Origin of the sequence: Cohnella sp. 56, from assembly GCF_037963805.1 — a bacterium.
Classification (GTDB): domain Bacteria; phylum Bacillota; class Bacilli; order Paenibacillales; family Paenibacillaceae; genus Cohnella.
Genome location: NZ_JAZDQE010000003.1, coordinates 279,058 through 301,383 on the forward strand (window position 1 = coordinate 279,058; position 22,326 = coordinate 301,383).

The 22,326-nt window shown below is 63.9% G+C and carries 17 protein-coding genes; 6 read left to right on the forward strand and 11 right to left on the reverse strand.

Annotated elements, in window-relative coordinates; translation table 11 throughout:
• Nucleotides 1–49: 49 nt before the first annotated feature.
• Nucleotides 50–475, forward strand: coding sequence for a TerB family tellurite resistance protein (locus VQ071_RS06750; protein WP_340513131.1), 426 nt, complete (start codon nucleotides 50–52; stop codon nucleotides 473–475).
• Between the two features lie 97 nt (nucleotides 476–572).
• On the opposite strand, the gene VQ071_RS06755 is transcribed toward VQ071_RS06750, so the two are convergent.
• The 6 genes from VQ071_RS06755 to VQ071_RS06780 all read right to left on the reverse strand — a co-directional run bounded on the left by VQ071_RS06755 (nucleotide 573) and on the right by VQ071_RS06780 (nucleotide 9,483).
• Nucleotides 573–1,463: a type II CAAX endopeptidase family protein gene (locus VQ071_RS06755; RefSeq protein WP_340513132.1), complete on the reverse strand. Its 891-nt coding sequence runs from the start codon at nucleotides 1,461–1,463 to the stop codon at nucleotides 573–575.
• 219 nt (nucleotides 1,464–1,682) lie between these two features.
• Nucleotides 1,683–3,074 carry a class II fumarate hydratase gene (gene fumC / locus VQ071_RS06760; protein ID WP_340513133.1) on the reverse strand — a complete coding sequence of 464 codons (1,392 nt, stop codon included), beginning with the start codon at nucleotides 3,072–3,074 and terminating at the stop codon, nucleotides 1,683–1,685.
• 815 nt (nucleotides 3,075–3,889) lie between these two features.
• Nucleotides 3,890–5,890, reverse strand: a complete 2,001-nt coding sequence (locus VQ071_RS06765; RefSeq protein ID WP_340513134.1) for an ABC transporter ATP-binding protein — start codon at nucleotides 5,888–5,890, stop codon at nucleotides 3,890–3,892.
• Nucleotides 5,883–7,754: an ABC transporter ATP-binding protein gene (locus VQ071_RS06770; protein ID WP_340513135.1), complete on the reverse strand. Its 1,872-nt coding sequence runs from the start codon at nucleotides 7,752–7,754 to the stop codon at nucleotides 5,883–5,885. The genes VQ071_RS06765 and VQ071_RS06770 overlap by 8 nt, the downstream gene beginning before the upstream one ends.
• Nucleotides 7,755–7,781: 27 nt before the next feature.
• Entirely contained in the window at nucleotides 7,782–8,225 is a 444-nt protein-coding gene (locus tag VQ071_RS06775) for a MarR family winged helix-turn-helix transcriptional regulator (RefSeq protein WP_340513136.1), read from the reverse strand.
• 280 nt (nucleotides 8,226–8,505) lie between these two features.
• The gene (locus VQ071_RS06780) at nucleotides 8,506–9,483 is read right to left on the reverse strand and encodes an aldo/keto reductase (protein ID WP_340513137.1); all 978 of its coding nucleotides are present in this window, start codon (nucleotides 9,481–9,483) and stop codon (nucleotides 8,506–8,508) included.
• A gap of 234 nt (nucleotides 9,484–9,717) precedes the next feature.
• Here VQ071_RS06780 and VQ071_RS06785 point away from each other — a divergent pair, with 234 nt between their 5' ends.
• Entirely contained in the window at nucleotides 9,718–10,731 is a 1,014-nt protein-coding gene (locus tag VQ071_RS06785; protein ID WP_340513138.1) for an aldose 1-epimerase, read from the forward strand.
• A gap of 922 nt (nucleotides 10,732–11,653) precedes the next feature.
• On the opposite strand, the gene VQ071_RS06790 is transcribed toward VQ071_RS06785, so the two are convergent.
• Entirely contained in the window at nucleotides 11,654–12,499 is an 846-nt protein-coding gene (locus VQ071_RS06790) for a helix-turn-helix transcriptional regulator (RefSeq protein WP_340513139.1), read from the reverse strand.
• A gap of 491 nt (nucleotides 12,500–12,990) precedes the next feature.
• Here VQ071_RS06790 and fabF point away from each other — a divergent pair, with 491 nt between their 5' ends.
• Nucleotides 12,991–14,235: a beta-ketoacyl-ACP synthase II gene (gene fabF, locus VQ071_RS06795; RefSeq protein WP_340513140.1), complete on the forward strand. Its 1,245-nt coding sequence runs from the start codon at nucleotides 12,991–12,993 to the stop codon at nucleotides 14,233–14,235.
• Nucleotides 14,236–15,508: 1,273 nt separating this feature from the next.
• Nucleotides 15,509–16,672, forward strand: coding sequence for a formate-dependent phosphoribosylglycinamide formyltransferase (gene purT / locus VQ071_RS06800; protein ID WP_340513141.1), 1,164 nt, complete (start codon nucleotides 15,509–15,511; stop codon nucleotides 16,670–16,672).
• A 60-nt stretch (nucleotides 16,673–16,732) separates the two neighbouring features.
• Here the strand turns inward: purT and VQ071_RS06805 are convergent, their stop codons facing one another.
• The 4 genes from VQ071_RS06805 to VQ071_RS06820 are packed head-to-tail and all read right to left on the reverse strand — an operon-like array spanning nucleotide 16,733 to nucleotide 20,799.
• On the reverse strand, nucleotides 16,733–17,827 hold the full coding sequence (locus VQ071_RS06805; protein WP_340513142.1) for a GerAB/ArcD/ProY family transporter: 1,095 nt from the start codon (nucleotides 17,825–17,827) through the stop codon (nucleotides 16,733–16,735).
• On the reverse strand, nucleotides 17,824–18,057 hold the full coding sequence (locus tag VQ071_RS06810) for a hypothetical protein (protein WP_340513143.1): 234 nt from the start codon (nucleotides 18,055–18,057) through the stop codon (nucleotides 17,824–17,826). Before VQ071_RS06810 ends, VQ071_RS06805 begins: the two co-directional genes overlap by 4 nt.
• Nucleotides 18,054–19,238: a Ger(x)C family spore germination protein gene (locus VQ071_RS06815; RefSeq protein ID WP_340513144.1), complete on the reverse strand. Its 1,185-nt coding sequence runs from the start codon at nucleotides 19,236–19,238 to the stop codon at nucleotides 18,054–18,056. The genes VQ071_RS06810 and VQ071_RS06815 overlap by 4 nt, the downstream gene beginning before the upstream one ends.
• Nucleotides 19,231–20,799, reverse strand: a complete 1,569-nt coding sequence (locus VQ071_RS06820) for a spore germination protein (RefSeq protein ID WP_340513145.1) — start codon at nucleotides 20,797–20,799, stop codon at nucleotides 19,231–19,233. The genes VQ071_RS06815 and VQ071_RS06820 overlap by 8 nt, the downstream gene beginning before the upstream one ends.
• A gap of 146 nt (nucleotides 20,800–20,945) precedes the next feature.
• On the opposite strand from VQ071_RS06820, the gene VQ071_RS06825 reads away from it, so the two are divergent.
• Both VQ071_RS06825 and VQ071_RS06830 read left to right on the forward strand, forming a co-directional pair.
• Nucleotides 20,946–21,287 (forward strand): winged helix-turn-helix transcriptional regulator, encoded by a 342-nt coding sequence (locus VQ071_RS06825; RefSeq protein WP_340513146.1) that lies wholly within the window; start codon nucleotides 20,946–20,948, stop codon nucleotides 21,285–21,287.
• A gap of 338 nt (nucleotides 21,288–21,625) precedes the next feature.
• Complete coding sequence (locus tag VQ071_RS06830; protein WP_340513147.1) at nucleotides 21,626–22,279, forward strand: YfbR-like 5'-deoxynucleotidase; 654 nt, start codon at nucleotides 21,626–21,628, stop codon at nucleotides 22,277–22,279.
• Nucleotides 22,280–22,326 lie beyond the last annotated feature (47 nt).

Genomic DNA, 22,326 nt, shown 5'->3' on the forward strand with positions numbered 1-22,326 from the left:
GCTATTCACTTAGAAGACGGATGGAACGTCATGAGGAGCGTAGGGTCGAATGTTTCTGCACTTTATTGAGAAGCGTGAGCATAAAGAAGCGTTTTTGAAGCTGGCCTACCGGGTTGCCGATTCGGACGGCTTCGTTAATCGCAACGAATGGGATTATCTCCGCTCCTGGAAGCTGGAGCTGGATATGGAGGACTGGGAGCCGGGTGCGGAAGACGGGGCTTGTTCGCTCGCGGAGCTGGTCGGCGATATTAAAGAGGAGCAGATTCGCAATCTCATCTGCGCGGAGATTCTGCTGCTCATCTACGCAGACGGCAATTACAGCGAGGATGAACGGGAGATCGCTTGTGAACTGCAGCGGCTGTTCGGCTACTCCGAAGCGACCTTCGGCTTGTTTGTCGATTGGGTGAAGCGAATGGATGAGTTGCGGGTCGAAGGGATCAAGCTGATTCTCGACCCTGCGCAAGCAAGGCGCTAATCGGTACGGCAGCGGGCGATCCGCTGCCGTTCGTTGCCATACGCCGTCCAGCGGGATGAACCCGTCGGGCGGCTTTTTGGCTATTGCAGTTCGGCGGCTAGCCGTGCAGATCGGCACCTGAATGTTCGCGTGTCTCGACGTCGGACAAGCGCCTCGCGATTAGCGGCCTTCTCGACATGAGCAACGCCGTCGCCAGTAAGGCAAGAGCTACGAGAACGCCTGACTCTCCTGTCCAGAGCAGCGCGTGTGCGCCTGTGGTGGAGGAGTCGAAGGCATCCTGAATGACCGCATTCCAGCACGCATGCAGCAGGAAGGCGGGCCATATGCTGCCGGTCGTCAGCCGCAGGCGTCCGATCACGCAGCCGAAGGACGTAACCGAGATCATGAACAGCAGCACGGAGAGGACCGGGTACGGCCCGGAGTCGTAATGGCCGAACAAGATGACGGGCAGATGCCAGATCCCCCAGATGATCCCGCTGGTCAGCAGCGGACGAGGGATGCGAGCGTCAACCAGCCGCGTCAGCATGTAGCCCCGCCAGCCAAGCTCCTCGCCGACGCTGCCGATCAGGCCCACGACGGTGCCGGCCACGACTTGGAAGAGCAGCACTGCGGCGAACAGCAGTCCGGGCGGAGCATGAATGAACGTGTCCGGGTCGGTATACGACGCCAGTCCTGTCCCCCAGGCAATGCCGTAGGCGAGCAGGCCGATGACGACGGGATACAGCAGGATAAAAGGCAACGCCCGCACCGTACGACGCCCGCCGAACCGCAGGGAAATGTCCGCTATGCCTTCGCGCAGCAGCAGGCGGGCGCCGATCGATGACAGTCCGGGCGCCCACATGAGGAACAGCGCCCCGAGCGGGAAGTGCAGCGCGAGCACGTAGCCGAGCGTGGAGAGCGGGACGAGCAGGGCGAAGTAGACGAGAAGTCCCCGTCTGGCCGAACGAATCCGTTCTATTTCCTCGTCCGGTCCGAAGTTTGATTGCATGACAGCAGCTCCTTGCTTCTAATTGATCGTTTGTCAAATAGAAGTATAGCTGCGGAAGCGCTCCGACCAGAATATACCCGAGACCAGTCATTTCCCCGGACCTGGGCCGCGCCGGCACTGGCCCTCTGTACGGATATCCACCCGGACAGGGCGGAGCAGTAACTTTAATATGAAAATTGGCGTCCGAACCGGCAAAGGTTCGAACGCCAATTTTGCTTTCTATTCTTTCGGATGAATCATGTCTTCCGGCTTCACGTATTCGGTGAACTGCTCGTCCGTCAGCAGGCCGGTCTTGAGGGCGGCTTCGCGGAGCGTGAGGCCTTCCTTGTGCGCCAGCTTGGCGATCTTGGCGGCGTTCTCGTAGCCGATGTACGGGTTAAGCGCGGTGACGAGCATGAGCGATTGCTCGAGGTTGCGGCTCAGCACCTCGCGGTTCGGCTCGATGCCGACGGCGCAGTGCTCGTTGAAGGAGCGCATGCCGTCCGCGAGCAGGCGGACCGACTGGATGAAGGCGTTCAGGATAACCGGCTTGAACACGTTCAGCTCGAAGTTGCCCTGGCTGGCGGCGAAGCCGATCGTCGCGTCGTTGCCCATGACCTGGCAGGCGATCATCGTGATCGCTTCGGCCTGGGTCGGGTTGACCTTGCCGGGCATGATGGAGCTGCCGGGCTCGTTCTCGGGGATCGTGATCTCGCCGATGCCGGAGCGGGGACCGCTCGCGAGCCAGCGCACGTCGTTGGCGATCTTCATCAGATCGGCGGCGAGCGCCTTGAGCGCGCCGTGCGCGAAGACGGACTGGTCGTGGCTGGTCAGCGCGTGGAACTTGTTCGGCGCGCTCACGAAGCCTTTGCCGCCGGTCGCTTCGCTGAGCGCCTGGGCGACGCCGTCGCCGAATGCCGGATGGGCGTTGATGCCGGTGCCGACGGCCGTGCCGCCGATCGCCAGTTCCTTGAGCGTCTGCACGCTGGTCTTGATCATCTGCTCGGTCTTGTCGAGCATCGCGTACCAGCCGCTGATCTCCTGGCCGAGCGTGATCGGCGTCGCGTCCTGCAGGTGGGTGCGGCCGATCTTGACGATGTCCATGAACGCTTCGGACTTGGCCTTGAGCGTCGCCTTCAGCTCGGACAGCGAAGGCAGCAGCACCTCGTCTACTGCGACTACGCTCGCGACATGCATCGCGGTCGGGAACGTGTCGTTGGAGCTCTGGGACTTGTTGACGTCGTCGTTCGGGTGAACGCGCTGGTCGAGACCCTTCGCCTCGAGCAGCTGGTTGGCGCGGCGCGCGATGACCTCGTTGACGTTCATGTTGGACTGCGTACCGCTGCCCGTCTGCCATACGACGAGCGGGAACTCGGCGTCCCACTGTCCGGCGACGATCTCGTCGGCAGCAGCGACGATCGCATCCTTCTTGTCGGCGTCGAGCTTGCCCAATTTATGATTAACCTGCGCTGCAGCTTTTTTGAGCTGCGCGAACGCCGTGATCAGTTCCTTGGGCATCCGCTCCGTGCCGATCTTGAAGTGCTGGCGGCTGCGCTCGGTCTGCGCGCCCCACATGGCCTCGGAAGGTACCTTGATCTCGCCCATCGTATCGCGTTCAATCCGGAATTCCATTTGCTGAGTCTCCTCCTTATATAACATCACGTCTTCCATTATACTGGCTCGTCTCCGCGGTTCCAAATGAAAATCGGCTCATGGAGCGTGCGTCGGATACGAAGCATGGGGCCGAGATGAATCCATGAAGTTTGGAGCGGAAAAAAGTCCCGCTATCGCCCGCAAATCGGAGCCGCAGCGTGGCGATAGCGGAAAAAGGTTCCGCTATCGCTCGCAAATTCGAGCCGCAGCGTGACGTTAGCGGAAAAAGGTTCCGTTATCGCTCGCAAATTCGAGCCGCAGTGTGACGATAGCGGAAAAAAGTTCCGCTATCGCCCGCAAATTCGAGCCGCAGTGTGTCGATAGCGGAAAAAGGTTCCGTTATCGCCCGCAAATCGGGGCCGCAGTGTGGCGCTAGCGGAAAAAAATTCCGCTATTGCTCGCAAATTCGAGCCGCAGCGTGACGATAGCGGAAAAAAGTTCCGCTATCGCTCGCAAATTCGAGCCGCAGTGTGACGATAGCGGAAAAAAGTTCCGTTATCGCCCGCAAATCGGGGCCGCAGTGTGTCGATAGCGGAAAAAAGTTCCGTTATCGCTCGCAAATCGGGGCCGCAGTGTGATGATAGCGGAAAAAAGTTCCGTTATCGCTCGCAAATCGGGGCCGCAGTGTGACGATAGCGGAAAAAGGTTCCGTTATCGCCCGCAAATCGGGGCCGCAGTGTGACGATAGCGGAAAAAGGTTCCGTTATCGCCCGCAAATTCGAGCCGCAGCGTGGCGATAGCGGAAAAAAGTTCCGCTATCGTCCCCGCAACGCCGCCAGCCCCGCCCGCTCCCGCTAGATCGCCCGCCGGAACTGGCTGTTGTAGAGCCGGGCGTACGCGCCGCCGCGCTCGACGAGCTGCTCGTGCGTGCCGCGCTCGACAATCTCGCCGCCGTCCACGACCAGGATCAGATCCGCATGGCGCACGGTATTGAGCCTGTGTGCGATGACGAAGCTGGTGCGGCCCTTCATGAGCGCGTTCATCGCTTCCTGAATGTGCATCTCGGTGCGCGTGTCGACGCTGCTGGTCGCTTCGTCGAGGATCAGAATGTCGGGATCGGCGAGGATCGCCCGCGCGATCGTGATGAGCTGGCGCTGGCCGTGGCTCAGATTGCCGCCGGCCGACGTCATCGGCGTGTCGTAGCGCTGCGGCAGCCGCTCGATGAAGCCGTCCGCCCGCGCGAGGCGCGCCGCCTCGCGGACGTCGAGATCGCTCGCGTCCGGCCGGCCGTAGCGAATATTGTCCGCGATCGTGCCGGTGAACAGATAGGCGTCCTGCAGCACGATGCCGAGCCGGGAGCGCAGCGCGTCCTTGGGCACGGCGGCGATGTCCTGACCGTCGACGGCGATGCGGCCCTCATCGATATCATAGAAGCGGGTGAGCAGGTTGATGACGGTCGTCTTGCCCGCCCCGGTCGGACCGACGAGGGCGACGGTGTGCCCTGGCTCGGCCGCGAAGCTGATTCGCTTGAGCGTAGGTTCGCCGGGGCCGTTGTAGCCGAAGCTGACGTCGTCGAAGACGACATGTCCGCGCGGGACGGCGTCCAAGACGCGGCTAACCGATGTCGTCTCGGAGCCGCCGTTCGGGCGCGATCCGTCAGCCGCTGCCGGCCGGTCGTCCGAACCCTCGGCCCGGTTCGGCCGGACAACCGGTGCCGGCCGGGTATCCGATCCTTCGGCCCGGCCCGAGCCGCTGTCCGCTCCGAAGTCACCATGTGCCTCGTCGTCCCGTATCCCACTCGCAAGTTGCGGCCGCTCCGACGATTTCTTTTCCCCCTCGTATTCAGTCTCCGTATCCATCACCTCGAACACCCGCTCCGCGCCGGCGACGGCGGCCTGGATCGCATTGTACTGGTTGGCGAGCTCGTTGAGGGGCCAGGTGAACTGGCGCGAGTAGCTCAGGAACGCCACGATGACCCCGATCCGCGTCCAGTCGTGCCACGCCATCCAGCCGCCGGTCGCGGCGATGAGGATGAAGCTGAAGTGTCCCATCATGTTCATGCCGGGCCCGATCGTGCCGGACAGAATCTGCGCCCGTGTACCCACCGCACGCAGCTCGGCGCTATGCGCCGCAAACCGCGCGATCGCCGCCGGCTCGCGGCGGAGCAGCTTGACGGCTTTCTGGCCGGACACGGTCTCCTCGACGAACCCGTTGAGCTCGCCGAGCGCCTGCTGCTGCGCCTTGAAGTACCGCTTCGAGCGCTTCCCGATGGTCTTGGCGACGAGCACGACGAGCGGTGCGGTCGCCAGCGTGACGAGCGTCAGCCAGACGTTCAGCCACAGCATGAGCACGAGCGCCCCCGACAGCGTGAGCGCGCTGGCGGCGATCTGCACGAAGCTCTGGTTGAGCGTGACGGAGACGTTCTCGACGTCATTGGTCGTCTTGCTCATGAGCTCGCCGTGCGGCGTGCGGTCGAAAAAGCGCAGCGGCAGCTTCTGCACATGCGCGAAAAGATCCTCGCGGAGCGCCCATACGGTGCGCTGCGACACGCCGGCCATCACGTAGGCTTGCAGCCATGAGGCGAGGCTGCCGAGCGCGTAGACGGCGAGCAGCGTCCAGCATAGCCGCGCGAGTCCGTCCCACTCCCGCGGGATGATGTAGCTGTCGACGGCGCGGCCGAGCAGATACGGCCCCGCGAGCGAGGCGGCGGTGGAGAGCAGGATCAGCGCAATCGCGACCGCGAGTCCTGCGCGTTGGCGGCCGAGATAGCCCCACAGACGGCGGATAGTTGCGCCGGCGTTGTGGGCGCGCGCTTTTTCGGCGCCCGGATCGGGTCTGCCTCTGCGTTCAAACATGGGTGAGCGCCTCCTGTCCGCGTTGGGATTCGTAGATGTCGCGGTAGATCGCACTGTCCCGCAGCAGCTCCTCGTGCGTGCCCGCGGCCGCGATCCGGCCGTCGTCCAGCACGAAGATGCGGTCGGCCTCCATGACGGAGGAGATGCGCTGCGCGATGACGAGGCAGGTGCTGCCTTGCATCCGCTCGCGCAGCGCGGCCTGAATGCGGGCTTCGGTGGCGAGGTCGACGGCGCTCGTGCTGTCGTCGAGAATCAGGATGCGCGGACGGAGGAGCAGCGCCCGGGCGATGGAGAGACGCTGCTTCTGTCCGCCGGACAGGTTCACGCCGCGCTGGCCGACGACGGTGTCGTAGCCTTCGGGCAGCCGGCTGATGAAGCCGTGCGCTTCGGCGGCGCGGGCGGCCGACTCGACATCCTCCTGCGTCGCTTCGGGCCGGCCGTAGCGGATGTTGTCGCGGATCGTGCCGCTGAACAGAATCGCCTGCTGGAGCACGAGGCCGACGTCGCGGCGCAGGCGGTCGGCGGGGATATCCCGCACGTCCGTGTCGCCGATCGTCACGCGGCCAGCGGATGGATCGTAGAGGCGCGGGATCAAGCTGACGAGCGTCGATTTGCCGGAGCCGGTGGCGCCCAGGATGCCCACGGTCCAGCCCGGCTCGATCGCGAGGCTCACGTCCCGCAGCACGTCGCGGTCGCCGGTCGGGTAGGCGAAGGATACGTGTTCGAAAAGAATGCGTCCGGGAGATGCGGGGACGGCTGCGGAGGCGGGAGCGGTTGCGAATGCAAGTGCATTGGCATTGGCATCAGCATTGTCATCAGCATTGTCATATGCTTCCGCCGTACTTTGCACACCTGTTGCTTCAAGCATCATCGGCAGCCCTGGCGCCTCGGCCACCTCGGGCTTCTCCGGATCGGCCATATCCGGCGCCGTGCGCAGCACCTCGTTCACGCGTCCCGCCGAAGCGCGGGCGCGGGAGATGTTGACGATCTGGTTGCCCAAGCCCGCCAGCGAGAACATCATCGTCGACATATACGTGATGAATGCCGCCAAGCTGCCGACCGCGAGCCCGCCGCCGTCCGTCATCCGGCCGCCGAGCCACAGCGCGGCGACGATGCAGACGTTGAGCAGCAGCGTCATGATCGGCCCGTTCAGCGCGACGACACGCGCGGCGCGGATCGCGGCGTCCCGGTTGTCCCGGTTCGCGAGGCCGAACCGGCCCCGCTCGAATGCGGCACGGACGAATGCCTTGACGACGCGGATGCCGGACAGGTTCTCCTGGACGACCGTGTTGACCCGGTCGAGCTTCTGCTGTACGGAGAGGAACAACGGCCCTGAACGCCGCAGCGTGACGATGAGAATGACGATAAGCGGCGGCAGCGCGGCCAGACAGAGCAGCGCCAGCTTCGGACTGATCAGGAAGGCCATGATGAGACTGCCCGCGAACAGGCAGCCGTCCCGCACGAGCATGCGCTGGGAGATCATGACCATGTTCTGCAGTTGGGCGACATCGGCCGTCAGCCGGGTGACGAGCGAGCCGGTCGTCAGTTCGTCGAGATTGCGGAAGGAGAAGGTCTGGACCTTGCGGAACAGCGCATTCCGCAGGTCCATGCCGAAGCCCTGCGACGCGAAGGTGGAAAAAACGGTACAGCCAACGCCTCCGATCAGCCCGACCAGCGCGGCTCCGACCATCCAAGTGCCGTGCTGCCAGATCGCCCCGAGCCGGCCCCCGACGACGCCATCGTTGACGATGCCGGCCATGAAGCGCGGCTGCAGCAGGTCCATGGCGACCTCCAGCACCATCAGGAGCGGGGCGAGTATCGACGCGGCCCGATAAGGCCGCAAGTAACGAATAAGTTCACGCAAAGCAGGAAACCTCCAATCGTTCGTAGGCTAATGATCAGATTCGATCAGATTGTGCCGCATCTGCAGCAGCATGCGCCGCATAAGCAGCCGTTCTTCCGGCAGAAATCCGTCGAGCGCGCGCTCCTCGACGACGCGAATCGCCTCGCGTACGGCGGTCAGCGCCTCGCGCCCTTTGCCGGTCAGATAGACGCGGGAGACGCGCTGGTCGCGCTCGTCGGGCCGGCGCTCTACGAGCCCGGACTTCTCCATGCGCGACAGCATGACCGTCAGCGTGGCGGGCGCGAGGCCGACGCGCTCCGCCAGGTCGCGCTGGCGGAGTCCGTCCTCGTCGGCGAGGCGGAACAGCACCGGCGGCTGTCCGGGATAGACGCCAGCGGGCTGGATGAGCTTGTCGGTCTCGCGGCGGTGGAGCTTGACGACGCGGCTCATGATTTGCGAGAGCTCGCGGTGGTGGTGAGGGTGGTGGTGCATGGCGAACGGCCTCCGTTTGATTAGTTAGCTGGCTAATTAATAAATTAAATGCTCGACGGGGAGGTGTCAACATTTTCTGTGGGGTGAGAGGGCGATATTTTCTGTGGTGCGAGGCGGCGGGGGGCCAATAGACAGCGCAAATACCGTCAAGGGCTGCACGCCCTGACGGTATTAAAGGTAATTCGGTCAACAGTTAGCAGTCCCGCCCGCGATCAGCGCCTCAAGTATACACGTGGATCAACAGTCGACGATCCCGCCCGCGATCAGCGTCCGAACGCGATCAGAACCCCTGCACCGGATGCGGGACGTACGGCGCCTCGAGCGCCGCGATCTCCTGCGCCGTCAGCCCGAGCGACAGCGCCGCGACCGCGTCGTCCAGGTGATGCGGCTTCGTGGCGCCGACGATCGGCGCGGTTACGGCGTTTTTCTGCGCCACCCAGGCCAGCGCGACCTGCGCGCGAGGGACGCCGCGGGCAGCCGCGATCTCCGCGACCCGCTCCACGATCGCCCGATCCGACTCGACCGACGACCGGTACAGCGTCTGGCCGAACGCATCCGACTCCGACCGCTCGCTCGTCTCGTCCCAATCGCGCGTCAGCCGGCCCCGCGCCAGCGGGCTCCACGGGATGACGCCGACACCCAGCGCTTCGCACAAGGGCAGCATCTCGCGCTCCTCCTCGCGGTACAGCAGGTTCAGATGGTTTTGCATGCTGACGAACTTCGTCCAGCCGCCGCGCTCCGCCGTATGCTGCGCTTGCAGAAACTGCCACGCATACATGGACGAAGCGCCGATATAACGCGCCTTGCCCGCTTTGACGACGTCGTGCAGCGCCTCCATCGTTTCCTCAATCGGCGTGTGCGGATCCCAGCGATGGATCTGGTACAGGTCGATATAGTCCGTGCCGAGCCTGCGCAGACTGTTGTCCACTTCGCTCAGAATCGCCTTGCGCGACAACCCCGCGCCGTTCGGGCCCGGACGCATGCGGCCGTGCACCTTCGTCGCGATGACGACCTCGTCGCGTCGCGCGAAGTCCTTGAGCGCCCTGCCCACGATCTCCTCGCTCGTCCCGTCCGAATACACGTTGGCCGTGTCGAAGAAGTTGATGCCGAGCTCCAGCGCCTTGCGGATGAACGGCCGGCTGCGCTCCTCGTCCAATGTCCAAGGATGCGTCCCGCGCCCGGATTCGCCGTAGCTCATGCATCCCAGACACAGTCGGGACACCTCCAGGCCGGTATGTCCAAGTCTCGTATATTGCATTTGCTGCACGCCTCCTTCGGCTTGTCTTCCATTCTATTGGCATCATAACGGATTCCGGCGGGAAAGGAAAATGCAGCTCGCACAGCCGCCGCTGACGATGGAAATCCGGTGTGGAGGCTGGCTCGTCGCAGGAGGAGCCGCGACGTATAATCCATGGCTGTTCCCCGCTGCGCGGTGTATAATATGCTAGAATCAGATGTACGTACAAGTCTTGATGAACGCCAGGAGGTTAACATGACAGCGAACGCGCAAGCTTACGAAGGTCAATACGAGGGTTTGAAGGCAGTATGGCTCAAGGCAGGCCCCTACGAAGCGGCGGTGCTGCCCGAGATTGGCGCGAACCTGATCGCGTTCCGGGATACGGAGCGGGGATATGCCTTCCTGCGGGAGCCGGCGGCCGATGAGCTGCAGTCGTTCACGGAGCGCCCGATGGTGCACGGCATTCCGGTGCTGTTCCCGCCCAACCGATTCGAGGACGGCAAGTTCCCGTGGGAGGGCCAGGTGCACCACCTGCCGGTGAACGAGACCGATCGCAACAACCATCTGCATGGATTCCTTTACAATATTCCGTGGAAAGTAGACGGCTTCAGCGCGGACGCACTCGGCGCCCGGGCGGCGTTCAGCGTGACGGTGGCGGCAGGGGACGCGGTGTACGAGCGGTTTCCGTTTGCGTTTACAGTGCGGCTGGAATATACGCTGAGCGGCCAAGGCCTGCATCAGCGCGTCAGCGTGCGCAACGAGGGAGCGGGCAATATGCCGTGTCTGCTGGCGTTCCACACGGCTGTCAACGCGCCGTTCGTGCCAGGCAGCACGCCGGGCGATTATACGTTCAAGCTGACGGTCGGCGAGCGCTGGGAGATGGGAGCGGACGGCCGGATGCTGCCGACCAAGCGCCGCCTGCCGCTCACCGAAGGCGAGGCGCGCATGCGCGACGGCACGCAGTCCCCGTTTTTCGAAGCGATGGACAATCACTACACTGCTGTGCCGCAGAACGGACGCAACCGCATGGAGCTGACCGACACGCGTACGGGCGTCAAGCTCGTCTACGACGTGGGCGCGGGCTACAAGCAATGGATGATCTGGAACGACGGCGCCAAGGGCGGCTACTTCTGCCCCGAGCCGCAGATCAACCTCGTCAACGCGCCGAACATCGAGCTGTCGCCCGCTGAGAGAGAGGAAGCGGGACTGCTCGCGCTATCTCCCGGCGAGATCTGGGAAGAGACGAGCCGTCTGTATACGATCGGCTAATAGCACGCCGCCGCAAGACGCTGCATGCGCAGATATTGCGTGTGCAGCGTCTTCAAGCTTCGGCATCATTTCGAATGGTGCACCATTGCGGTGCATCCTCACCCAGTCCGGCCCGCACTCCCACTCATGCACCAAAATAGTGCATGCACCATCGCACCGCATCCGCACTCCGCCCGGCCTGCTCTCGCCCTCAAGCACAAAAATGGTGCACCAACGCGCTGCATCCGCACCCAGTCCGGCCCCGCACTCGCACTCATGCACAAAAATGGTGCTCCATCGCGCTGCACTCCGCACCCAGTCCGGCCTGCGCTCGCCCTCAAGCACAAAAATGGTGCTCCATCGCACCGCATCCGCACCCAGCCAGTCCTGCGCTCGCCCTCAAGCACAAAAATGGTGCTCTATCGCACCGCATCCGCACTCCGCCCGGCCTGCTCCCGCCCTCAAGCACAAAAATAGTGCACCATCGCACCGCATCCGCACCCAGCCCGGTCTGCTCTCGCCCTCAAGCACAAAAATGGTGCTCCATCGCACCGCATCCGCACTTCGCCCGGCCTGCTCCCGCCCTCAAGCACAAAAATGGTGCACCATCGCACCGCATCCGCACTCCGCCCGGCCTGCTCCCGCCCTCAAGCACAAAAATGGTGCACCATCGCACCGCATCCGCACCCAGTCCGCCCCCGCACTCGCCCTCATGCACAAAAATGATGCACCATCGCGCTGCATCCGCCATCCAGCCTGGCCTGCGTCTGCTCTCATGCACCATTCTGGTGCTACGAGAACGCAGCCTATCAGCTAGCACACTTTATGCCTCAGCATAGCACCAAAATGGTGCTATGAGAACCTGCGACTCCGCACGATGCCTTGCCACTACCGTGCCCTTCACCACTATCGTGCCTCATCGCCACTACCGTGCCCGCCGCCCCTACGCATCCAGCAGCCGTCGCAGCTTATCCTCCGTGCGCGAATCGGCGGCAGGCGTGTATACGCTGAGCCGGAGATCGGCGCTGCCGTGTGCCTGGAGCGAGGTGAGGTGGAACAGCATCTTGCCTGCTTTGGCGTGTCTGAATTCGAGGGCGACCTCGGGCGCGCTGCTGACATGGCTGTCGTGCCACAGGCGCTCGAAGTCGGGGTGCGCATCCTTCATCTCCGCCAGAAAGCCCTCGTACCACTCGTCCTCCACATACTGTCCGTAGTACGCGCGGAATATCGCGAGGAAGCCGCTCGCGAACGATTCCCAATTGACGGCCAGCCTGCGGAATTCCTTGCGCGTGAAGACGAGCCGGATCATGTTGCGGTCCTCCGGCGCGATCCGTCCGAAGTCTGCGAAGACGCGCGCGGCGGCTTCGTTCCAGCCGACGATCTGGCAGCGTCTGTCCGAGACGATCGTCGGGCAATGGCGGAGCTCGTCCAGGATGCGCGACAGCGACAGCGTCATGACCGGCGGCTCCTCCCGCCCGTAATCGCCAGCTCCTGCGGCGCCCCCACCGCTCTCGGCCAGCGCATAGAAGTACTTGCGCTCGTCGGCTGTCAGCCGCAGCGCCTCCGCGACGCACTCCAGCACGGCGTGCGACGCCTGGATATCGCGTCCCTGCTCCAGCCATGTGTACCAGGTGCTGCTGACGCCCGCCAGCTGGGCCACCTCCTCCCGCCGCAAGCCGGGTGTCCGCCGCCTGCCGATGTCGGGCAATCCGACCTCTCCCGGAGACAGCCGCGCCCGCCGCGCCTTCAAAAAATCAGACAATGCCTGCAGCCTCGCCTGCTTGTTCATTCCGCATCCTCCTCTAACGCTGGCGGCCGCTCATTGCCGCCATCATCCGCCTGCCCGTCGCGGCAGCTCATTGCCGCCATCATCCGGCTGCCCGTCGCGGCGGCTCATTGCCGCCATCATCCGCCTGCCCGTCGCGGCCGCTCATCGCCGCCATCATCCGCCTGCCCATTGCGGCAGCTCATCGCCGCCATCATCCGGCTGCCCATTACGGCAGCTCGTCCGTGTCGCGCCCTTCGTCAAACATGCTGCTTCCTCACCCTCGCTCGCCGATGCGGATGCTGCTTCCCTGCTCACGCCCGCCGCCGTGCATGCGGCTGTCGTGCGCCGCCCTGCCTCCCGGTGAACGCCCGTCGCAGCCGTCCCGCCGTTCCTCTCCCGCCTCGCCTTATTCGGGTATTCATTATACCAGTATAAACTATAACTTGTACTAGGATATCACGATATGGAATGATACGTTTATCAATCGGGCACGTACGATGGAGGAGATCGAGATGGCAAGAGTCGTGATTACGGGGACGGGTGTCGTGTCGCCGCTGGGCGCGGACGTAGCCGCCTTCTGGCGGGGGCTGATCGAGGGGCGGTCAGGTGTGCGGACGATCGAGCATATGGACGTATCCGGGTACAAGACGCGTATCGCCGGGCTCGTGCTGGACTTCGACGCGGAGGGGCGATTCGGCCGCAAGGAGGCGAGGCGGATGGACCGCTTCACGCAATTCGCGCTGGCTGCGGCGGACGAGGCGGTGCGGGAGGCAGGGCTGGATATGGAAAAAGTAGACCGGGAGCGGGTGGCGGTGTACGTCGGATCGGGCACGGGGGGCTTGCGGACGCTCAGCGACAACGAATCGCTGCTGCGCGAACGGGGTGCGGACCGCGTCAGTCCGCTGCTCGTGCCGATGATGATCGCCAATATGGCGGCGGCGCAGATCAGCATCCGGTATGGCACGTACGGGCCGACGATGGCGCCTGTGACGGCCTGCTCGATCGGCAACACGGCGATCGGCGAGGCATGGCGGCTCATCCGGAACGGCGAGGCGGACATCGTCATCGCGGGTGGCGCGGAAGCCGCCGTGACGGAGCTATCGCTGGCGAGCTTCGGCAATGCGACGGCATTGTCCCGGCGCAACGACGAGCCGGCTCGGGCGAGCCGCCCGTTCGATGCGGACCGCGACGGATTCGTGCTCGCCGAGGGGGCGGGCATCGTCGTGCTGGAGTCGCTCGAGCACGCACTGGCGCGCGGCGCGCGACCGCTCGCCGAGGTGATCGGCTACGGTGCGAGCTCCGACGCCTACCACCAGGTCGCCACACATCCGGAAGGGCGCGGCGCGATTCTGGCGATGCGCGCCGCGCTCCGCAGCGCCGGCCTAACGGCGGCGGACGTGGACGTCGTCAGCGCGCACGCGACGAGCACCGAGCTTGGCGACGCGACAGAGACGCTGGCGATCAAGCAGGTGCTGGGCGAGCGGGCGTGGCGGGTCCCGGTGACGGCCAACAAGTCGATGACCGGCCATATGCTCGGCGCAGCCGGCGGTGCGGAAGCCATCGCGCTCGTGCGGACGCTGCTCGAGGGCATCATCCCGCCGACGATCAACCTGGACCGGCCCGACACCGACTGCGACCTGGATTATGTGCCGAATGTGGCCCGGCAGCATCCGGAGCTTAAGATCGGCCTGTCGAACTCCTTCGGCTTCGGCGGGCACAATGCAGTCATCGTGCTGCGCAGGTACGAGGACGACTGAGCGGACGGGGCCGATCGCCTCTCGTCGTGCAGGCGATGCGCGCCGAACCGTGGCCGAGAGGCTCATCGCCTCTCGTTGTGCAGGCGATGCGTGCCGGACGGCCCCCGATAGGCGCATCGCCTCTCGTAGTGCAGGCGATACGCGCCAGACGGCCCCCGATAGGCCGATCGCCTCTCGTGGTGCAGGCAATGCGCGCGGGACGGCCTCCGATAGACTCATCGCCTCTCGTGGTGCAGGCGATGCGCGCCGGGCGGCCCCCGATAGGCTCATCGCCTCTCGTAGTGCAGGCGATGCGTGCCGGACGGCCCCCGAGAGGCCGATCGCCTCTCGTTGTGCAGGCGATGCGCGCCGGGCGGCCCCCGATAGGCCGATCGCCTCTCGTGGTGCAGGCGATACGCGCGGGACGGCCCCCGATAGGCGCATCGCCTCTCGTCGTGCAGGCGATACGCGCGGGACGGCCCCCGATAGGCGCATCGCCTCTCGTCGTGCAGGCGATACGCGCGGGACGGCCCCCGATAGGCGCATCGCCTCTCGTCGTGCAGGCGATGCGCGCGGGACGGCCCCCGATAGGCCGATCGCCTCTCGTGGTGCAGGCGATGCGCGCCGGACGGCCCCCGATAGGCGCATCGCCTCTCGTGGTGCAGGCGATGCGCGCGGGACGGCCCCCGATAGGCCGATCGCCTCTCGTGGTGCAGGCGATGCGCGCCACCCCGGCGCTATCGCTGCCCCGCGCCATCCCGGCCCTATCGCTGCCCCGCGCCACCCCGGCCCTATCGCTGCTCCGCGCCATCCCGACCTTATCGCTGCCCCGCGCCATCCCGGCCCTATCGCTGCCCCGCGCCATCCCGGCCCTATCGCTGCCTCGCGCCATCTCGGCCCTATCGCTGCCCCGCGCCACCCCGGCCCTATCGCTGTCCCGCGCCATCCCGGCCCTATCGCTGCCCCGCGCCATCCCGGCCCTATCGCTGCCTCGCGCCATCTCGGCCCTATCGCTGCCCCGCGCCATCCCGGCCCTATCGCTGCCCCGCGCCATCCCGGCCCTATCGCTGCCCCGCGCCACCCCGGCCCTCTCGCTGCCCCGCGCCATCTCGGCCCTATCGCTGCCCCGCGCCATCTCGGCCCTCTCGCCAATCCCGTGCTACTCCGGTCCTCTGGCCGATTCGGCGACATCACTGGGCATCAGCATGCCCGCGTCAGTTCGGCGCACTCGGCCTCGCGCCCCGATTGTTGTATAATGAGCACAACCGACGGTGCGAGGAGAGGGATAACGAAGATGTTCCATACGAAAAAGCTGCTGCTGCTCGGCTCGGGCGAGCTTGGCAAAGAGGTCGTGCTGGAGGCGCAGCGACTGGGAGTGGAGACGATCGCGGTCGATAGATACGAGGGGGCGCCCGCGATGCACGTGGCCGATCGCAGCTATGTCATCGACATGTTGGACAGGCAGGCGCTGCGCGATCTGATCCTGAAGGAGCGGCCCGATCTCATCGTTCCGGAGATCGAGGCAATCGCGACGGCCGAGCTTGTGAAGCTCGAGGAGGAGGGCTTCCGCGTCATCCCGACCGCGCGCGCCGCGCAACTGACGATGGATCGGGAGGGCATCCGCCGCCTGGCCGCGGAGACGCTCGGTCTGCCGACGGCGCAGTACCGCTTCGCCGACAACTACGACGCGTTCGCGGCCGCCGCACGCGAGATGGGCTTCCCCTGTGTCGTCAAGCCGCTGATGAGCTCCTCGGGCAAAGGGCAGAGCGTCTGCCGCTCCGAGGAGGGACTGGCGGACAGCTGGCGCCTCGCGATGGAGGGCGGCCGGGTGCAGCAGGGCCGCGTCATCGTGGAGGAGTTCATCCGCTTCGAGTCGGAGATCACGCTGCTGACCGTGCGGACCGCGGAGGGGACGCAGTTCTGTCCGCCGATCGGTCATATCCAGCAGAGCGGCGACTATATCGAGTCGTGGCAGCCGCATGAGATGACGGCCGCGCAGCTCGAGGAGTCGCGGCGCATCGCGCTCGCGATCACGGATGAGCTGGGCGGCGTGGGCGTGTTCGGCGTCGAGCTGTTCCTCGCCGAGGACAAGGTGTACTTCAGCGAAGTGTCGCCCCGTCCCCACGATACGGGCCTCGTGACGCTCGTCAGCCAGAACCTGTCCGAGTTCGCGCTGCATGCGCGGGCCGTGCTCGGTCTCCCGGTCCCGGAGATCAAGCTGATCTCCCCCGGCGCGAGCCGTCCGCTCAAGGCGCTGGAGGAATGGAGCGGCTATCGGCTGACGGGCGCCGAGGAGGCGCTCGCCGTGCCGGATACGCAGCTGCGCGTCTTCGGCAAGCCGGTGACCAAGCCCGGCCGGCGTATGGCCGTGGCGCTGGCTTCCGCGGACAGCGTGCTCGAAGCCCGCTCGAGAGCGGCCGAAGCGCTCGGCAAGCTGCGTCTGACGCAGAGCGAATAGCACGCGAGCTATCTCTCCTGCACCACCGAGCCCCAGGCCGCCTATAGCGCGGGCCGGGGCTTATTGGCGTCCGGCGCCGGGCATGCCTCTGAGCTTGGCGATCGTCCAGTAGAGGGCGGGCATGAGGAAGATGAGCCAGGTGAAGGTCTGGAAGGAGGGCTGCATCGTCCAGTGCAGAAATTCGCCGGGGTACCGGCTGAACTGGTAGGCGAATATGAACACAAAGGACGTCAGGGCGAACACTAAGGGGCGGTGCGACTTGAAGCCGGAGAACCGCATGGCGATTCGCGCTCCCATGAACAGCAGCAGCGCCGTCTTGATCAGCAGCGTTGTGGACCATATGGCGATCAGAATCGGATCGAGATTTTCCAGCACCTCGCCGAAGGAGATGAAGCGTACGACCTCCAGCACCGGATAAGCGATGCTGCCCGCCATCGTCGGCCCGAACAGCAGCAGACCGGACAGCCAGTAAGCCAGCAGCACGGAGATGACGAGCGCCTGCATGGCAGCCACCTTGCGGAAGGGCTTCTCTACCGGCTGGAAGTGAGGCAAGATCAGCAGCAGCAGCGTCAGATCGTTGGTCCAGCCCGCGGCAAAAAACGTAGATCGAATCAGCTTGGTCGCGGACCAATGGGTGACGAAGGCGCTCGTCATGTCGTAATTCATCTTGCCGAGCAGCACGGTGAGGACGGGGAGCGTCGTCGCGAACACGGTCAGGAAAAAGCCGTCGCCGAGCAGCGAGATCGAGCGAATGCCCGAACGTGCGGCGAGGGCGGCGCATAGCAGGAAGCATCCGAGCATGGCCTGCGTGGGCGTACCCTCCAGATATACGGAGATGAACAGATCCGAGTAGGAGGCGGCGCACATCGTGGCGATCGTCAGGCAATACAGCAGCAGCAGCGAGGAAAAAAGGAAGTGAGGCGCCCGGCCGACAATCCGCCTCCCGTATTCCCCCCAGTCTTGCCCTTGGTAAGCGTAGCTAAGGCGCACGGAGAAAAAGGCCAGCGACAAGTTGATGAGCCCCGCGGCGGGAATGGCGAGCCAGCCGAGATATCCGCTCAGTACATACAACGGGCTCAGCATGTACACCAGCGGTGCCGCGATCAGCTGCAGCGTCATCAGCCGCCATAGCTGTCCGAAAGTCAGCGACTTCATCGTCCGCCGTACTCCCCGGGCAGCGCCAGGCTATGATCCGTCCAGCCGAACAAGCCCCGGACGATCCATACGGGGAGCGGCAGCTCGTCCCTTATGCATGCGACGCCCGCATAGAGGAGTACGATCAGCCACAGGAACGCCGAGCCCAAGCGTTCGCGCTTGTTATCGAGCCGCAGCCGATACTGCTCGGAGGCTGCGATTCCCGCCAAGATCAGCCATACGCTTTTCATGAAGCGCCTCCCTTCCTGGTCGACCACAACGGTTTGTTCTCTGCATTCAGATGCGTGATTCGAACGTTGGCCTCCACGATGAACCGCATGTCCTCGCGGTATATCTCGGGCCAGCGGTTTTTGACGCTGTCCCAGTAGCGGGGATACCGCCATTCGAGGCGCCGTCCGACCTGCAGCACGTCGGTGCCTGCTTGCTTGGATTTATCTAATGCGCGCTGCATGTCGGTCGCGATCTCCAGGTTTATTTTGCGCTCCAGCCCGTGCAGCAAGCGCGGCTCGGTGACATCCTGCGTGGTCTGTGTGGACTCGAGCGTCGCTTCTGCGGTGAGCTTGACCCGGCACTCGAGCATGCCGTTCCGGAAGCGGGGTCCGACCTCTCCGTGCAGCTCGTTCAGCTTGATGTTGTATCTGCCGTTGCCCGACAGCAATTGATATATGGGCTCCGTCAGACTGCCCGACGCCCAACTGACTGACTTGGTCTCCTCGATATCCAATGTGCCCTTCATGTGCATGTCCTGAATCATGGCCGCGCCGTCGGGGCCGACCCACCACCGGTCCTGGCCTTGTTCGCTGACGAGCGGCCGCTTGCCCATATGGAGCAGCGGTACGGCGAGACCGACGCCGTCCGCGCTTGCCACGGCCAGATCCCTGAGCGTGGCATGACCGACGAAGTGCCGGTTGCCGAATTCGCGCAGCACCTCGGACGGCGCCCGCTCGAACACCGGCGTCAGGTTCATGATTTCTTTGGCTTGACCTTCGGAGATGAATACGAATGTCCGCAACGGGATGGAAGGATTGCGCGACGCCCACTCCAGCAGTTCTTCCATCCCTCTTTTTACGGCGAATTGCTCGCTGACGACGATGGCTCGTGTCTGCCCCCAAGTGAGCTTGCGGGTCAGATCCTTCTGGATCGCCTCCAGCGCCTCGGGCAGCGTGGCTGCCGATTGCGTGTTCGACGTATAAGCAAGTCCGAGCTGGCTCGGGGATTGGACGTTGCTGGCGGAGCCCAGACGGTTGGGCAGCGGCGCACCGATCGTCAGCATGATCTCTCCGGGATTGTCGCCCATATCGATGTAAGCGCTCGTGATGAAGCTGCGGTCGTTCAGCTCGATCTTCGACCAGCAGCCGCCGAGCGGCAGCGCAGTCAGGACGGCGGCCAGCATGCGCCAGATTTTATTCATGATCGGGCGCCCCTTGCGAAGCGTTCGTCTTGCGGTACGCGACCGGACGATGCCCCATGCGCGCCCAGTTGATGCGGATGAAGGTGTCTTTCCAATCCGCGATGGACAGCGGGGCGACCGGGTGCATATAGGGCACGCCGAACGAGGATAGCGACACGAGATGAAGGAACAGGATGAACAAGCCTGTCACCAGTCCTGCCAGGCCGAGGACGCCGCCGAGAATCAGCAGGGGGAAGCGGAGCAGCCGGAAGGCGAGCCCGAGCTCAAAGTGAGGGATGACGAAGGAAGCGATGCCCGTGATCGACACGACGATGACGGTCGGGGCAGATACGATGCCCGCCTGCACGGTCGCCTGGCCGATGACGATTGCGCCGATGATCGACACCGTCTGTCCGAGCGGTCTCGGGATGCGGATGCCCGCTTCGCGCAGTCCCTCGAAGATCAGTTCCATGATCAGCACCTCCGCGAGCGCGGGGAAGGGGATGTTCTCCCTGGCGGCCGTGATCGTCAGCAGCAGGTTCGAAGGGACGATCTCCGGATGAAAAGTCGTGACTGCGACATAAATAGAAGGAACGAGGAAGGACATCGTCACGAAAAACAGCCGGATCCAGCGGATCCAGGTCGACGCCAGGTAATTCTGGTAATAATCCTCCGCCGACTGCATCAGCGAGAAAAAAGTGACCGGTACGATCAGCGTCTGCGGCGTGCCGTCGATCATCAGGCCGATCCTGCCCTCCATCAGCGAGGCGGCGAGCGTATCGGGACGCTCTGTGTATTGGACGGTAGGAAAGGGAGACAGCGGATCTTCCTGCATCCGCTCCGCAATATAGCTGGCGCCGAGCACGCTGCTGGTATCGATGGAGGCGAGCTTGTCCTTCAGCGACTGCAGCACGTCCTCGTTGCAGAGGCCTTCAATATATAAAATGTAGGCTTCCGTCTTGGTGAACCGTCCGAACCTGTACTTCAACAGCTTGAAGTCCGGATGCTTCAGCTTGTGCCGGACGAGCGAGAGATTGGTTCGGATGTTCTCGACGAAGGCTTCCTGCGGGCCGACGATGACGGTCTCATGCTGTGACGCTGTGACAGATCGTTCATTGTACGACGTTACAGGGAACAAGTAGATGCCGGCGGCGCCTCCTTCGATCATCAGCGCGGCATGACCTTCGAGCAGGGCGGTGACGGCTTGATCCGCATCGGGACAGGCCGTTGCCTGGATCGAGACGAGCGCTCCGCTGAGCAAGCCGTCCTGCAGCTCGCTGCTCGTCAGCTGTGTCTGCCGCTCCAGCAGCGGCTTGATCAGATGCTCCAGCAGCGTTTTTTTGTCCACGATCGTCTCGATGTAGACCAGCGTACAAGCGACCCCTCCCGCCGTGAGGGGCTGGCAGACCATATCCTCGGAATGCTTGAGCGCGTCGCGGAGGTGTGCGAGCGCATTCCCGCGGCGGGCGCTGCCGCCGGAGGCATGGTGCAGGAGACCGCCGCCGACGCTGGGCGATCTTCCGTGCGAGCGAAGGCTGGCGGCCGCCGCACGACGCCAAGCCCGGAACAGCCATTTGAACATGGCGCGCGCCTCCTCGTCCGCATCGTTTCCAATAGTATGCAACGAATCCAATCGTAGCATCCGCCCGTTTTTCAGAATTTGTTCAGTGCCAAGTGTTATAAAAGGAGTATATGAAAAACTCGAACGCCGAAAAGGAGGGTGTCATCATGCTGCAAACGGTCAAATTCGAAGCAAACGATATAGCGAGCAACCCCGTAGGCACGGCGATGAGCGTCATCGGCGGCAAGTGGAAGGGTGTCATCCTGTACCAACTGATCCAGCAGGAAGCACGGTTCAATCAGCTCCGCCGCTTAATCCCGGGCATCACACAACGCATGCTGGTGCTTCAGCTGCGCGACCTGGAACGCGAAGGACTCGTCCAGCGGATCGTCTATCAAGAGACTCCGCCGAAGATCGGCTATCGCCTCACTCCCTACGGCCGCACCCTGGAGCCGGTCATTCTGATGCTCAAGGAATGGGGAGAAGCCCATCAGACGGCGGCGCACTGAAGCCTGAAGCCCGACAACTCGGGATGATTGCCCGCCCAGACAACCGGCCCGCCGAGGCCGGTTTTTCATTTTGTCGCGAGGCGCTCGATCGCACCAGTACCCGCAACCGCACATGTCTGTGCGGTTCGCGCCATATCCCCGTCACCCGTCGCCACAATCCCGCCCCCGCCACCCGTCCGCCCCTCAGCACCGCCGCCAAGTTCTCGCATTCCGCTTCATTCATTCACTTTCCCTTGAAACTCCGTTAATCCTGGCTTTACATCGCGCGTTTATACTGGTGCTGCGGCTCGATGTTGCGAAGCGAAGCCGGACTTTAGACATACGTGAGGAGAGCCGCCATGGGGATTCATGCATACTTCAGATCGCTGGACGTGCTCGACCGGATCATCCGCTGTCCGGGCAAGTTCAAGTTCGAGCAGCACAGTGTCGCCGCGCATTCGTGGAAGGTCGTACAATATGCGAAGACGTTCGCGGATATCGAGGAGCAGCAGGGTGCCGTCATCGACTGGAAAAAGCTGTACCGGATCACGAGCAGCCACGATTACGGGGAGATTTTTATCGGAGATATCAAAACGCCGGTCAAGCATTCCTCCATGCAACTGCGCACGCTGCTGCAGCGTGTCGAGGAAGGCATGGTTCATCATTTTATCGAGGAGCACATTCCGCGCGAGTTCAAGGCGATTTTTCAGGAGCAGCTGCGGGAAGGCAAGGATCAGTCGGTCGAAGGCTTGATTCTGGAGGCTGCGGATAAATTGGACCAGGTGTACGAGGCATTCTCCGAGCTGCAGCGGGGCAATACGGAAAAGGAGTTCATCTCGATGTACAGGCATGCGCTCCTCAGCATACGCCGGATTCCGCTGAAATGCGTGGATTACTTTTTCGATCATATTTTGCCCGATCTCGTGAATGAGGAGTCGATGTCGCCTGTCGATATCCGCAAGATCACGGAGGAGGCGCTGGCTTCGCCGCCGTCGCAGCCCTATCCGGCCTGAGCGGGCGCATGCGGCTCGGGAGCCGGCAGCCGAACTTCGCCGCACAA

What these genes read in the sequence shown, in the direction of transcription:
- VQ071_RS06750 (WP_340513131.1), top strand. Translation starts at nt 50, where the DNA reads ATGTTTCTGCACTTTATTGAGAAGCGTGAGCATAAAGAAGCGTTTTTG.
- VQ071_RS06755 (WP_340513132.1), bottom strand. Translation starts at nt 1,463, where the DNA reads ATGCAATCAAACTTCGGACCGGACGAGGAAATAGAACGGATTCGTTCG.
- fumC (WP_340513133.1), bottom strand. Translation starts at nt 3,074, where the DNA reads ATGGAATTCCGGATTGAACGCGATACGATGGGCGAGATCAAGGTACCT.
- VQ071_RS06765 (WP_340513134.1), bottom strand. Translation starts at nt 5,890, where the DNA reads ATGTTTGAACGCAGAGGCAGACCCGATCCGGGCGCCGAAAAAGCGCGC.
- VQ071_RS06775 (WP_340513136.1), bottom strand. Translation starts at nt 8,225, where the DNA reads ATGCACCACCACCCTCACCACCACCGCGAGCTCTCGCAAATCATGAGC.
- VQ071_RS06780 (WP_340513137.1), bottom strand. Translation starts at nt 9,483, where the DNA reads ATGCAATATACGAGACTTGGACATACCGGCCTGGAGGTGTCCCGACTG.
- VQ071_RS06785 (WP_340513138.1), top strand. Translation starts at nt 9,718, where the DNA reads ATGACAGCGAACGCGCAAGCTTACGAAGGTCAATACGAGGGTTTGAAG.
- VQ071_RS06790 (WP_340513139.1), bottom strand. Translation starts at nt 12,499, where the DNA reads ATGAACAAGCAGGCGAGGCTGCAGGCATTGTCTGATTTTTTGAAGGCG.
- fabF (WP_340513140.1), top strand. Translation starts at nt 12,991, where the DNA reads ATGGCAAGAGTCGTGATTACGGGGACGGGTGTCGTGTCGCCGCTGGGC.
- purT (WP_340513141.1), top strand. Translation starts at nt 15,509, where the DNA reads ATGTTCCATACGAAAAAGCTGCTGCTGCTCGGCTCGGGCGAGCTTGGC.
- VQ071_RS06805 (WP_340513142.1), bottom strand. Translation starts at nt 17,827, where the DNA reads ATGAAGTCGCTGACTTTCGGACAGCTATGGCGGCTGATGACGCTGCAG.
- VQ071_RS06810 (WP_340513143.1), bottom strand. Translation starts at nt 18,057, where the DNA reads ATGAAAAGCGTATGGCTGATCTTGGCGGGAATCGCAGCCTCCGAGCAG.
- VQ071_RS06815 (WP_340513144.1), bottom strand. Translation starts at nt 19,238, where the DNA reads ATGAATAAAATCTGGCGCATGCTGGCCGCCGTCCTGACTGCGCTGCCG.
- VQ071_RS06820 (WP_340513145.1), bottom strand. Translation starts at nt 20,799, where the DNA reads ATGTTCAAATGGCTGTTCCGGGCTTGGCGTCGTGCGGCGGCCGCCAGC.
- VQ071_RS06825 (WP_340513146.1), top strand. Translation starts at nt 20,946, where the DNA reads ATGCTGCAAACGGTCAAATTCGAAGCAAACGATATAGCGAGCAACCCC.
- VQ071_RS06830 (WP_340513147.1), top strand. Translation starts at nt 21,626, where the DNA reads ATGGGGATTCATGCATACTTCAGATCGCTGGACGTGCTCGACCGGATC.